Genomic DNA, 13,688 nt, shown 5'->3' on the forward strand with positions numbered 1-13,688 from the left:
TCCAGCTTACTCTCTAATCTGTCCACTTCCCATAATAATATACTTAGTAGTTGTTAATTCTTTCAGGCCCATTGGTCCTCTTGCATGCAGTTTTTGAGTACTAATTCCTGTTTCAGCCCCCAGCCCAAATTGACCACCATCAGTAAAACGAGTTGAGGCATTTACATAAACTGCCGCTGCATCAATATCATCTAAAAATGCTCTGGCTTTAGTATAATTTTCTGTAACTATTGCTTCCGAATGTTTGGTTCCGTACTGGTAAATGTGTTCCACAGCTTCCTCATAATCTGCTACAACTTTAACTGACATTATATAGTCTAAAAACTCGGTCGCATAATCTTCTTCAGTAGCCGGTGTAACACCAGGAACAATTTTTTGAGTCTGCTCACATCCTCTTAATTCTACATCACTTTCAGCAAAGATCCGGGCCATCTCTGGTAAAAATTCCTCTGCAACTTTTTGGTCAACCAGCAAACTTTCTGCTGCATTACAAACAGCAGGCCTGGAATATTTAGCATTAAAAACAATTTTTTTAGCCTTGGTTAAATCCGCATCTTTATTTACATAAACATGGCAGTTACCTACCCCTGTTTCGATTACAGGCACCTTAGATTCGTTAACAACCTTTTGAATTAATCCAGCTCCTCCACGGGGAATTAAAACATCTAAATAATCATTTAGGGTAAATAGAATATCTACTGCTTTCCGATCTGTAGTTGATATCAGCTGAACAGCTTCTTTAGGCAGGGCAGCTTCCCTTAAACCATCCTGAATAATGTTAGTTAAGATTTGGTTGGAATTAAAGGCATTTGAACCCCCACGTAAAATAACCGTATTTCCTGACTTTAGACAAAGACCGGCTACATCGACTGTAACATTTGGTCTTGCCTCATAAATAATACCAATCACACCTAGGGGGACCCTAATTTTACCTATTTGCAGTCCGTTTGGTCTTTTCCACATACCGGGAACTTCTCCAATTGGATCTTCCTGAGCAGCTACTTCTCTTAACCCCTGGGCCATCCCTTTAATTCTTGCTTCTGTTAACTTAAGTCGATCAAGTAAAGCTCTACTTAAACCATTCTCTCTACCCTTTTGCATATCTTTTTCATTGATTTCTAAAATCTCAGCCTGTCTCTCCAGCAGCTTATCAGCAATCATCTGTAAAGCCTTATTTTTCTCGCTGCTTCCTGCCTGAGCCAGCTTTCTGGCTGCTTTTTTTGCGGAATCTGCCTGTGAAATTAATTCTTCTCTAATACTCATTTTTATCTCCTCCTATAACCATGTTGTCCCTATGAATAACCTCACTTTTATTAAAATATCCAAGAATTTTTTCTATTTCATTTGAATGGGAACCTTTAATTCTTTTAATTTCATCAGAATTATAGTTAACAATACCTTTTCCAATTGCCCGGTTTCCGTCACTGATAGTTACTGGATCACCACTATTAAACTCCCCCTCAACTTCAATAATCCCACCCGGAAGTAAACTTTTGCCTCTTTTGACCAGAGCTTCTGCTGCTCCACGATCAACCACAATTTTCCCAAGAGGTGGTAAATTAAAATTTAACCACTGTTTTCTTTTGGATAATCTTTCCTCAGCAGTCAGAAATGTAGTTCCAAGATTAAACTGACTATTCTCCGCCATTTCAACAATCTTTAAAAGAGAGTTTTTTTCTTTGCCAGATCCAATTATCATTTGCACCCCAGAGTTGACAGCAATTTTTGCAGCTTCAATTTTTGTTTCCATACCTCCCGTGCCCACTGCACTGCCCTTACCTCCAGCCATTTTTTCTATTTCAGTTGTTATATTTTCAACTTTAGAAATAAGTTGGATATTATCTCTATTATCAGCCGGATCACCATTATAGAGACCATCAACATCAGATAAATTAATTAGTAAATCTGCTTCTACCAGCCCGGCTACTCTTGCTGCCAGAGTATCATTGTCTCCAACCTTTATCTCATTTGTAACAACAGTGTCATTTTCGTTAATTACAGGAATTACGCCATGATCAATTAAAGTCTTTAGAGTATTAAAGGCATTCAGGTAACGATTTCTGTTCTCCAGATCACTTGAAGTTAGCAAAATTTGAGCAGAATTCGCACCATATTCTCTAAAAAATTTATTATAGATACCCACGAGAAGCCCCTGTCCTACAGCTGCACAGGCCTGCTGTTCAGGAATAGACCCCGGTTTTTTTGCATAACCAAGCTCTCCCATACCAGCTGCGACTGCTCCCGAACTAACCAGTATCATTTCTCTGCCCTGGTTTTTAAGATCAACCAGCTGCCGGCTCAAAGCATCCAGCTGGGTAAAATTTAATTTTCCATTCTGATTTGTTAAACTACTACTTCCTACTTTAACTACAATTCTTTTAAATTTCATTATTAAATCATCCTGTCTCTGATCAGAATTTAAATATTAAAAAACATCTTAATTTATTATATCAAATTTAATTAAAGATAAAAAGGGGATAACTGCATAACAAAACAGCTATCCCCATTAATATATTTATTTACTTTAAAGATTAAGTTAAGCAAGTTCAATTTTTAATACTTTTGTACCAGCTTCAACTTTTTCTTTTTTGAGAATTTCCATATTTTTAACCTTTTCCATGTTGGTAATAATAACAGGAGTAGAAATCGAAGGAGCATTTTCTTTAATAAAATCTAAATCTACTTCAATTAATGGAGTACCAACATCAACTTTGTCACCATTTTTTACAAGTTTTTTAAAACCTTCTCCATCCAATTTAACTGTATCTATACCAATATGAACCAGAACTTCCAGACCCTTTTTAGTTTTTATTCCTACTGCATGTCCTGTAGAAAAAATCTGAACAATCTCTCCAGCACAGGGAGCTTTAACAACGTTTTCTTCTGGAGTAATGGCAAAACCATCTCCTAGCATTTTCTGGGCAAAGGCATCATCAGGTACTTGCTGTAAATCACTAACTTCCCCTGCAAATGGTGCTGCTAAATATTCCTCTTTTTTCTTAAAAATATTAAACATTTAATCTCCTCCTCTAATTTATTATAATACAGTTCCTTTTACTTTTACAATAGTACTTAAATTAATTAAAATCTATTTTTTTACATTATTCTTTTTATTTTATCCTTTAATGCATCCGATTCAGGGCCAAATACAACCTGCACACTGCTGCCGGATTTCATAACACCTGACGCTCCTAATTGTTTTAGCTTCTTCTCATCAATATTAGAATTATCAACGACTTCAAGTCTTAGTCTGGTAATGCAGGCATCTACACTTTCTAAATTTTTACTACCTCCCAGAGCAGCCAGCACATCTGCAGCTCGCTGATCCTTGTCCATAGGAGCAGCATCTTCTGATTCGACTGCATCACTGCCACGACCGGGTGTCTCAAAGTTGAACAGAGGAATTGTAAAATAAAAAACAGTAAAATATAAAACTGCCATTATTGGTCCAACAACCAGCCAAAACATCATTGGATTTCCCAGATTTGATAAACTTAAAACATAATCAATTGCACTGGCAGAAAAAGTATAACCAATTCTAATATCAAAGAAATTGGTTAAAAGTCCAGAAATAAAACCTCCAACAACATGAAATAAGTAAAGAGGTGGCGCTACAAAAATAAATGAAAACTCAATTGGTTCAGTTATTCCTGTCAAAAATGAAGTTATAGCAGCAGTTGTTAGCATACCAGCAACTTTAACTTTATTTTTAGCTCTCAAATACATTGCCAGACAGGCTGCTGGAAGCGCAAATAACATTAACGGAAACTCAGCTGCCATAAAGCGTCCGGCAGTTGGATCACCTGCAAAAAATCTGGCTGTTTCTCCTCTTAATACCTGGCCTGCTTCTGTAGTATAACGTCCAAATTCATATAAAAAAGGTGGATAATAAACATGATGTAAACCAACAGGTATTAAAGCTCTCTTACCAGCAGCATATAATGCTGGCCCTATTGGGGAATTCATTGCAAAACGGGCAAATTGATTAATTTGAATCTGAATTGGGGGCCAGACAAAAGATAGAGCAACTCCTGCCAGCACAGAACCTGCCGCAGTTACTATTGGAACCAATCTTTTCCCGGCAAAAAATCCTAGATATGGAGGCAGCTCAGTACTATGAAACTTTTTATACATTTGTGCAGCAATAACTCCCACAACTATACCACCAAAAACTCCTGTATTAATTGCCTCAATACTGCCACCCGTTCTTTCGGAAATATTAATTATTCCAGCCATAACAGTGAGCACTTTGGCATAAACTGTAAATCCTACTCCAGCTGCAAGAGCTGCTACAGCATCTCCAGCAAAACCTATAGCCACGCCCAGAGCAAAAATCAGTGGTAAATGCTCAAAAATTGCAATTCCACTACTAAACATTACCTCTCCAATATCAACAGCCAGACCATTCTGTTCCTGAAGCATTCTACCTAAAGCAACTAAAATACCTGCAGCAGGCAAAACAGAAACTGGTGTCATTAGTGCCTTACCTATTTTTTGTAATTTCTTAAAACCTTTCATTAAAAAAATTTCCTCCCTTTTAAAATTATAAGTATTATAGATGAAATATATATAAAAGCAAAAAAGCCGATCAGATAGTCCGAAACCAATAAAATGGTCTCAGTATCTAATCGGCTTTTGCCTGATTGAACAGTAACACGCCAGTTAAATTATTAATATCTATTGAGAGTTATTTAAATCTCTTTTTAATCGATGCAAATGCAGAGCCAGATATCCTTTTTCACTTTCCGGTACCTGACAATTAAACTTGTCTTCTATTATTTTAGCAAGTTTTACAGCAACTTTAAAGGAAAAATCAAAATTTTCCTTAATATTTTTTAAAAGTGGATTGGGATTTGAGACATCAGTTTCTATTCTTTCAAGTGCAAAACGGAGATGGTTAACTAATCTAGCATAATTGAGACTTTCATAACTTAATTTTTGACCCAGTTCATTTTCTACCTCTGTTACCAGCTCTTTAATTAAAGAGGTGTTTTTTAAAGTTTTAGAAACTCCTCTTTCATTTCTGGCTCCATGAATATGCAGAGTAATAAATCCGACTTCGCTTTCAGGAATATCCAGCTCAAATCTATTAGCAATCATTTGCACTGCTTTTTCCGCCAGTCTGTATTCCTGATTATATAATGTCCTTGTTTCAGCTAAAAAAGGATTGGTGACTTCTATCCCATCTTTAATTCTTTTTAGAGAAAAAGCAATATGATCAGCCAGACCAATTCTGATATGCTGATCCAGCTCTTCATTTAATTTAGAGCTGACCATTGCAATTATTTCCTCAGTTATTCCAATAACCTGACTATCTATTTCTTCTAACAGTTGAATATAATTTTCTCTTTTTTCTCCTTCAATTGGGGCAAATTCTTTATCAATTTCAAGTTCTGATTTCAAAAAATCATCACCAGTTTTTCTGGAAAACCCGATCCCTCTACCGATTAAGATAAGCTCTCTTTTTGAAGAAATTTCTTCTGCCAGAATTACATTATTATTAAAGATCTTTTTTATTTTAAGTTTCTCAACTGCAGCCATAAAAACCTCCTCAAAATTGCAGGACATCGGTAAAATAAAAATGGTAAACCTAAAACACAAAAACAATTTCTATCTTTTAGCTATACTGTTAATAAAAAAATCCAGAAAAAGATAGCTTCCTCTCCAAAAAGTTAAGATATCCTTCCCCAGATTATGCCTGATTTAACAGTTACACTCTTTAAATTATTCATTTCTTTAATAATAACAGTATTTATGAACTTTTTCAAGTTTTTTTGAAAATAAAAGTAAATCGATTTCGTAAATATTTATTAGATAACAATATATACACTCTTTACTTATCTTTTTAACGATTGATCGATAGAGCCATCCTGCGATAACTGTGACGTTTTCCCCTAATTGTCTTGGATAAAGTCAGTATATTTTCTGGTAGCGCTATTCCTCCGTAAGCTGCATCACCAATATGCTGGATATCAGCTCCAGCCATTTTACTCATTAGTGCAATTTCTCTAATTGTCTCTGCATCTGAACTTTCCTGAGAAGTACCAATTGCTGTCAAAGCCAATTTCCCTCTGTTATGAACCAATCTTATTATTTCTTTTAATGAATTCAAATCGATTCCGGGTACTGTCCCCACAGCAGGAAGTAAAATTATATCTGTACCGGCTGAAATTAATGAATCTATATATTTTGCAGCCAGATATTCCTCATCTATACCTGCCATATGCATTTTACCAGCAGTTATTATTATCTGGTCACCAAAATTTTGATCTGCTATTTTAACCGCTTCAATTATTGCCTGATTGCTAACCCCAACTGATGGATTGCCGGTAAAAGTAATCATATTAAAACCTGCTTTAACTGCTAGCTCAATATTTTTCAAACTTGCTTTTCGTCCAGAACTTAATTCTATAAAATCATCCTTCTGATTATCTCCCTTATTTACTGGTTCCAGATTGATACCCAGAGGTCTTCCACATAATTTTTTTATGGTAGTTACTATTTCTTTAGAACTTCCCTGCTTAATATTTTTAAAATAGGGTTTATTTAAATCAAATAAGTTTAAAAGTAAAATATCTGCTCCAAAAGCTGCTGCTATCTCGGCATTACTCACATCTCTAAATAATGACTCCTCACCAATAACCTCTGAGATAATAGTTCTACCTTCTGATAATTTTATAGACTGCAGCAGTTCTTCTTTATTGTAACTTAAAAGCTCGGAACTATTTGAACTTAAAAGTCGTTTGGACATTTTAATCCCCTCTTTCTAAATATTTTGAGTTATTATAGATTTAAAGCCGGAGCAAAGACTCCGGCTTTAATTAATAAATTAATTTATTTTATTCCCGCATCACTTTTAATTCCTGATTTATGTCATCAGCAATCATTTCCGCCTTTGTTCCAACTACAACCTGAGCATTATTCTTATTCGCTTTTAAAACACCGGTTGCGCCAAGCTGCTGCAAAGTCTGCTCATCTATTTTTTCCGTATCTCTTAACTCTAAACGAAGTCGAGTAATACAGGCTTCAACTTTCTTTATGTTATCTTCTCCACCAAGAGCTTCTATATAAGCTCTTGGTTTGTTTTTTGATTTACTTTTCCCTCCTGATTTTTTCTGTTGAGTTTCGGGCATTACACTCATTTCGGTTCCTCGATCAACATCTGCATCAAGACGTCCTGGAGTGGCAATATCAAATTTTTCTATTACAAAACGGAAAAGGAAATAATAGATGGCAAAAACCACCAGACCAATTGGTATTATTAACAGAGGCCGAGTCGCAAGTCCATAATTTAAGAAATAATCAATTGCTCCTGCAGAAAATCCAAAACCGTGTTTAATTCCCAGTATATATGTTGTGACTAAAGATAGACCAGTTAGACCTGCATGAATAACATATAAAGCAGGAGCTAAAAACATAAATGAAAATTCAATCGGTTCTGTAATTCCTGTTAAAAATGAAGTAAGAGCAACACTTAAGAAAATACCGGAAACTGCTTTTTTATTTTCCGGTTTAGCTGCGTGATACATTGCTAATGCTGCTGCTGGCAGACCAAACATAAAAATAGGAAAAAATCCAGACATAAAGAATCCGGCGGATGGATCTCCGGCAAAAAATCTGGATAAATCTCCAGTTACAACTTCTCCAGCTGAAGTTGTAAATTCTCCAAACACAAACCAGATAAAACTATTAATAACATGATGCAAACCAACAGGTATCAATAGCCTGTTTAAGAAACCATATACAAATACACCAATTGCACCAGCATCAATAATCCACTGTCCAGCCATTTGAATAGCATCCTGAATGGGGGGCCAGATAAAGCCAAATATTCCGGCCAAAACAACCCCGGCAGCCCCAGTTACTATTGGAACAAAACGGCGGCCACCAAAGAAACCTAAAAAATCAGGTAATTGAATATCATGATAGCGATTGTATAAGGCTCCCGCAGTTAGTCCACCTATAATACCGGCTAAAACACCCATATTAATATCAGAATTAATAGCCTGAGTACCATTAGTAATTACAAGATATCCAACTGCTCCAGCCAGACCTGCTGAACCAGAACTGTCAAAAGCAATTCCTACTGCAACACCAATACCAAATAATAAGGCCAGATTATCAAAAATTGCAGAACCAGCAGCCATAACAAATGGAATATCAAAGACATCCCCTGCACCTAATCTTAGTAGTAAAGCAGCTGCAGGCAAGACTGCGATTGGCAGCATCAGAGATTTACCAATACGCTGTAATTGAGAAAATACTTTTTTCAATTAAATCAACCTCCCTGTTATTTTAAAAATCACTCAGATACTTTAAGTTAATTCCCTCCTCTGCTTACACCCCGACTGAGTACGAATAATTTAATATCATTTTAGCCGAGATTTGAATTTTGTGAATATTGACTCTACTTTTAATTATACTCAACTTAAGTTTTGTTGTCAAGATAATCAATTAGATACAGTAATTGCTATCAATAAGCAAAAAACCCGTTCTGATGTAATTTAACCAGAACGGATTTTTAAAGTTATTAATTTAAATAAAACACTTAATTTAAACTATTAATTTTTTGGTCTAGCTTTATACTTAGTGTGCAGCAGATGATGTGATTCTCCTCCTAAAGGTTCCCCTAAAAATTCCTCATATAACTTTAATATTTGAGGATTCTCATGAGATTTCCTTATTTTACTGCTGTCATCAATATTAGCAAGTCCCTGAGCTCTTTTATCTTTCTTTTCATTTGTTGCAGGTCGAGGTTGACCTCCACCACCAACACAACCATGAGGACAGGCCATTATTTCAATAAAATCTAATTCACACTCTCCAGCTCTAACTCTTTCCAGTAGTTTTTGAGCATTGGCAAAGCCATTTGCAATTCCAACTTTAACCAGGCGGTCTCCGATTCTTACTTCTGCCTGATTTATCCCTCTAAAACCTAAGTTTAATCTTTCTAGAGGCTCACCTGTTAATTTTTCTTTTACTGTTCTAACTGCAGCCTCAGTTACACCACCAGTTGTACCAAAAATAGTTCCAGCACCTGTTGATTCACCCATTAATTCATCAAAATCTTCTTCTGGTAATGAATTAAAATTAATTCCCATCTCTTTAATCATCCGGGCAAATTCTCGAGTAGTTAAAACTGCATCTGTATCTTTAAAGTCTGAACCATTAATTTCTTCTCTATCTTTTTCAAACTTTTTAGCAGTACAGGGCATAACTGCTACAGTATAAATTGTTGCTGGATCAACTCCGGTCTGCTCAGGATAGTAAGTTTTACTTAGAGCAGAGAACATCTGCATTGGTGATTTAGCAGATGATAAATGTTTTAAAAGATCAGGGAAGTTATGTTCAGCTCCTTTAACCCACCCCGGACAGCAGGAAGTAATATGAGGTAATTCTCCTTCTCCATTAAGTTTCTTTAAGAATTCATTTCCTTCTTCTAAAATAGTTAAATCAGCTGCAAAATCTGTTGAAAATACCTGATCAAAACCAAGCCTTCTCAAGGCAGCCACCATCTGACCTGTTACAACTGTTCCCGGCTCCATACCAAATTCTTCACCTAAAGTAGCCTGAACTGATGGCGCAGTCTGAACTAAAACATGTTTTTCATCATCTTCTAATGCTGCCCATACTTTATCAATTTCACTCAGTTCAGTAATTGCTCCTACTGGACAAACAGTTGCACACTGACCACAATTAACACAGTTAATTTCTGCCTGAGGCAGATCAAAAGCCGTAGTTACTATGGAATCAAAACCACGCTGAGTAAACTGTAAGGCTGACACCCCCTGAACTTCTTCACAAATACGAACACAGCGACCACAGAGAATACATTTATTTGGATCTCTTTTTAAAGCCGGCCCGGTTGTATCCAGTTCGTATTCACTTTTTTCTCCAGCAAATCTTGCCACATCTTCAGATCTAATTCCCAGTTCATAAGTTAGATCCTGTAATTCGCAGTGACCATTACGATCACAACCCAGGCAATCATTAGGATGATTTGCAAGTAATAACTCTACATTTTTACGTCTTGCCTTTCTGGCCTTCATACTGCGGGTATTAATCTTCATTCCCTCTGTAACCGGGGTAGCACAGGACGCTAATAAACGGCCACTTTCCTCATCTTCTACTACACAAACCCGACAGGCACCGTGCAAACTTAAATCAGGATGATAACACAGTACAGGTATATCAATCCCAATCTCTTTGGCAGCTTCTAAAAGTGAACTATCTTCTTCAACTTCAACAGTTTGACTATCTATTGTTAACTTTACTTTGCTCATTAATTTTCCTCCTATTATAAGAGATTATCCCTGTGAAATTGCGTCTACAGGACATTCTGGCTCACAGGCTCCACAGGCTATACAAACTTCAGGATCTATAGTAAATGGATTCTTAATTTCCCCACTAATTGCATCTACAGGACAAACTTTAGCGCATTTTCCACAGCCTATACAGGCTTCCTCATCAATTACATAGGCACTGGCTAATTCCGTACATACTCCTGCAGGACAGTCACTATCATGAATATGTGCTTCATACTCATCCCGGAAATATCTAATTGTACTTAAAACAGGATTGGGAGCAGACTGACCAAGACCACATAAAGAGGTGCTCTTAATATGTTCTCCTAATTCTAATAATAATTCAATATCTCCATCTTTACCCTCACCGTCAGTGATTCTGTTTAAAATTTCTAACATTCTTTTTGTACCCTCACGACAGGGAGTACATTTACCACAGGATTCACTCTGAGTAAAGTTTAAGAAAAATCTTGCTACATCCACCATACAGGAGTCCTCATCCATAACTACCATTCCGCCAGAGCCCATCATGGTTCCAGCATCCAAAAGTGAATCATAATCAATTGGTAAATCTAAATAATCTTCAGGCAGACATCCACCAGACGGTCCACCGGTCTGTACGGCTTTGAATTTTTTGCCATTACCAAGCCCACCGCCAATTTCGAAAATAACCTCTCTTAAAGTAGTCCCCATTGGAACTTCCACTAAACCTGTATTATTAATCTTTCCAGTTAAAGCAAATACTTTTGTTCCAGAACTACCTTCTGTACCAATTGCAGAAAAGTTTTCTGCACCCTCATTAATAATATAGGGAATATTTGCATAGGTTTCTACATTATTGATATTAGTTGGTTTACCCCATAAACCTCTTACTGCTGGATAAGGTGGTCTGGGAGTAGGCATTCCTCTTTTACCTTCAATTGAATTCATTAGAGCAGTTTCTTCTCCACAAACAAAGGCTCCAGCACCTTTTTTAATATGAAGTTTAAAATCAAATCCACTGCTAAAAATATCTTCTCCTAATAACCCATATTCTTCGGCATCCTCAATAGCTTTTTCCAGCCTCTTAATTGCCAGTGGATATTCAGCTCGAACGTAAACATATCCCTCATCAGCGCCAATTGCATAGGCACCAACCAGCATACCTTCTATAATTCTGTGAGGATCTCCTTCTAAAATACTGCGGTCCATAAAGGCACCTGGATCTCCTTCATCAGCATTACAGATAACATACTTTTTATCACTCTCAGAATTTTTGGCAAACTGCCATTTTAAACCTGTTGGAAATCCACCACCACCACGGCCACGAAGACCAGAATCTTTGATAGTATCAACAACTTCCTGAGGCTCCATTTCTGTTAAAACTTTACCTGCTGCTTCATATCCTCCCAGAGCAATATATTCATTAATATCTTCCGGATCAATCTTACCACAATTGGCAAGTGCAATTCGCTGCTGCTTTTTATAAAAATCTATATCCTGATAGGAAGGAATTTGCTCTTCGGTCATTGGCTCTTTAAAAAGCAGTCTTTCTACTGTTCTTCCTTTTAATAAATGTTCTTCTACTATTTCTTCCACATCTTCTGCCTGAACCTCACAGTAAAACACACCTTCAGGATAAACTATCATTATTGGCCCTTTTTCACAAAATCCATGACAACCAGTTTCTACAATTTTTATTTCTCCACTTAAATCATTTGCAGCTAATTCTTCTTCTAACGATTCTTTCAAAGTTTTAGCTCCAGATGATACACATCCTGTTCCTGTACAAATTAAAACATGGGAACGATAAATAGAATCCTTCATTTACAAGTGCCTCCTTATTATTCTGATTTGTGTCTGGCGATTACCAAATCACTAACTATATTGCCATTGACTACATGTTCTGTAATAATTTTTTGCACATCAGCTTCACTTAAATTACCATAAGTAATTCTCTCTTTACCAGGAAGCTTAACATCAATTAAAGGCTCTTTTTCACACATTCCAATACAGCCGGTCTGAGTTACTCTAACATCAAGATCACGTTTTTCAACTTCTGCCAGCACAGCCTTTAAAATGTCTCTGGCACCTGCTGCAATACCACAGGTTCCCATACCAACTATAATTTCAGCTCTTGTTCCCTGATCACGCTTTTTCATTTCTTTTTGAACTTTATTTCTCAACTCTTTTAACTCAGCTAAAGATTTCATTAAAAAGCTTCACCTCCGCGAATTTCTGCTAAATTTTCTCCAATATATTCTCTAATCCAGGCAATTATCTGCCGGGACTGAATTGAAAGATCTTCCAATTCAGCTTTAATTTCTCTGCTGTCAAATTTAAAACTATTTTCGTTATAACAATGCTGATAAACAAGATCTACCTGGTCACCACTTGCAGCAATAAAATTACTAATTGTCGTTGTTATATCTCCCAATGGCGCTCGATCTATATGATCATACTTAAACTCAGCTATTACCAGAGTTCCCTCATTAATTTCAGATTCAATATTAAAGTCACCCGCACAGCTTTCTGCTGCTGATTTAAATAAAGAAAGTCCAAGTCCAACATTTCTTGTAGTTCGAGAAGTGATAAAAGGATCAGTAATCTTTTCTATTTTTTCTGGGGCAATTCCATTACCATTATCTTCGATCACTATCCTAAGTAGATTGGAATCTTTTTTTTCTTCAATCTTTATTTTAATTAAATCAGCTTCTGCTCTTCGGGAATTTTCTATAATATCTAAAATATGAAGAGATAGTTCCCTCATTTTACTGGTACTTTGCCAGAATTTCGGGAACCTTTTCGGGAGTCAAACGACCATGAGTATCATCATTAATCATTATAACCGGTGCCAGACCACAGGCACCAATACAGGCTACAGACTCAAGTGTAAATTCTAAGTCATCTGTAGTTTCTCCGGCATCTATGCCCAGTTCATCCCTTATTGCTTTCAGGATACCATCCCCACCTCTAACGTGACAGGCTGTACCCATACAAACTCGGATTATATTATTACCTCGAGGTTCCTGGTGGAACTGACTGTAAAAGGTTACAACACCATAAACCTGACTTAAAGAAAGATTTAAACCCAGTGCAATTTCCTTCATTACCTCTTCCGGTAAGTATCCATATTCTTCCTGAGCTTCCTGTAAAACTGGAATTAAATATCTTTCTTTTTTTTCATAACGCGACAAAATTTCTTTTACTGGCTCTAAATATTCAGCTAATTTCTCTTCTGTCATTTCTGCCATCAATAATTACCTCCTTGATAAATTAAGTTTTTAGTCGTTTGTATAATGTCTAAGGTCCTAAATGACAGGGCTCATGACATAAATTTTTGGTGATTTCCTCCTTAAGATATGGTATAATATAGTTAGAGATACTAAAAATACCACAAAGCCA

General features: G+C 36.4%; 12 protein-coding genes. All 12 read right to left on the reverse strand.

Features of this window, described 5'->3' with window-relative positions; translation table 11 throughout:
• Positions 1-6: 6 nt before the first annotated feature.
• Entirely contained in the window at positions 7-1,263 is a 1,257-nt protein-coding gene (locus DFR80_RS10560; RefSeq protein ID WP_114489944.1) for a glutamate-5-semialdehyde dehydrogenase, read from the reverse strand.
• On the reverse strand, positions 1,253-2,389 hold the full coding sequence (gene proB / locus DFR80_RS10565; protein ID WP_076544786.1) for a glutamate 5-kinase: 1,137 nt from the start codon (positions 2,387-2,389) through the stop codon (positions 1,253-1,255). Before proB ends, DFR80_RS10560 begins: the two co-directional genes overlap by 11 nt.
• A gap of 147 nt (positions 2,390-2,536) precedes the next feature.
• On the reverse strand, positions 2,537-3,016 hold the full coding sequence (locus tag DFR80_RS10570) for a PTS glucose transporter subunit IIA (RefSeq protein WP_076544785.1): 480 nt from the start codon (positions 3,014-3,016) through the stop codon (positions 2,537-2,539).
• An 80-nt stretch (positions 3,017-3,096) separates the two neighbouring features.
• Positions 3,097-4,518, reverse strand: a complete 1,422-nt coding sequence (locus DFR80_RS10575) for a PTS transporter subunit EIIC (protein WP_114489945.1) — start codon at positions 4,516-4,518, stop codon at positions 3,097-3,099.
• A 159-nt stretch (positions 4,519-4,677) separates the two neighbouring features.
• Positions 4,678-5,541, reverse strand: a complete 864-nt coding sequence (gene glcT, locus DFR80_RS10580; RefSeq protein ID WP_076544783.1) for a glucose PTS transporter transcription antiterminator GlcT — start codon at positions 5,539-5,541, stop codon at positions 4,678-4,680.
• A 304-nt stretch (positions 5,542-5,845) separates the two neighbouring features.
• Positions 5,846-6,751, reverse strand: coding sequence for a haloacid dehalogenase-like hydrolase (locus tag DFR80_RS10585; protein ID WP_114489946.1), 906 nt, complete (start codon positions 6,749-6,751; stop codon positions 5,846-5,848).
• An 88-nt stretch (positions 6,752-6,839) separates the two neighbouring features.
• Positions 6,840-8,273, reverse strand: a complete 1,434-nt coding sequence (gene nagE, locus DFR80_RS10590; protein WP_076544781.1) for an N-acetylglucosamine-specific PTS transporter subunit IIBC — start codon at positions 8,271-8,273, stop codon at positions 6,840-6,842.
• A gap of 288 nt (positions 8,274-8,561) precedes the next feature.
• Positions 8,562-10,283 (reverse strand): NADH-dependent [FeFe] hydrogenase, group A6, encoded by a 1,722-nt coding sequence (locus tag DFR80_RS10595; RefSeq protein WP_076544780.1) that lies wholly within the window; start codon positions 10,281-10,283, stop codon positions 8,562-8,564.
• Positions 10,284-10,307: 24 nt separating this feature from the next.
• Positions 10,308-12,110 carry an NADH-quinone oxidoreductase subunit NuoF gene (gene nuoF, locus DFR80_RS10600; RefSeq protein ID WP_076544779.1) on the reverse strand — a complete coding sequence of 601 codons (1,803 nt, stop codon included), beginning with the start codon at positions 12,108-12,110 and terminating at the stop codon, positions 10,308-10,310.
• A 17-nt stretch (positions 12,111-12,127) separates the two neighbouring features.
• Positions 12,128-12,496, reverse strand: a complete 369-nt coding sequence (locus DFR80_RS10605; protein WP_076544778.1) for a ferredoxin — start codon at positions 12,494-12,496, stop codon at positions 12,128-12,130.
• Complete coding sequence (locus DFR80_RS10610) at positions 12,496-13,053, reverse strand: ATP-binding protein (protein ID WP_076544777.1); 558 nt, start codon at positions 13,051-13,053, stop codon at positions 12,496-12,498. Before DFR80_RS10610 ends, DFR80_RS10605 begins: the two co-directional genes overlap by 1 nt.
• A gap of 1 nt (position 13,054) precedes the next feature.
• Positions 13,055-13,537 carry an NADH-quinone oxidoreductase subunit NuoE gene (gene nuoE, locus DFR80_RS10615; protein WP_076544776.1) on the reverse strand — a complete coding sequence of 161 codons (483 nt, stop codon included), beginning with the start codon at positions 13,535-13,537 and terminating at the stop codon, positions 13,055-13,057.
• Between the last annotated feature and the right edge of the window lie 151 nt (positions 13,538-13,688).

The organism is Halanaerobium sp. ST460_2HS_T2, assembly GCF_003337665.1.
GTDB classification, from domain to species: Bacteria; Bacillota; Halanaerobiia; order Halanaerobiales; family Halanaerobiaceae; genus Halanaerobium; species Halanaerobium kushneri.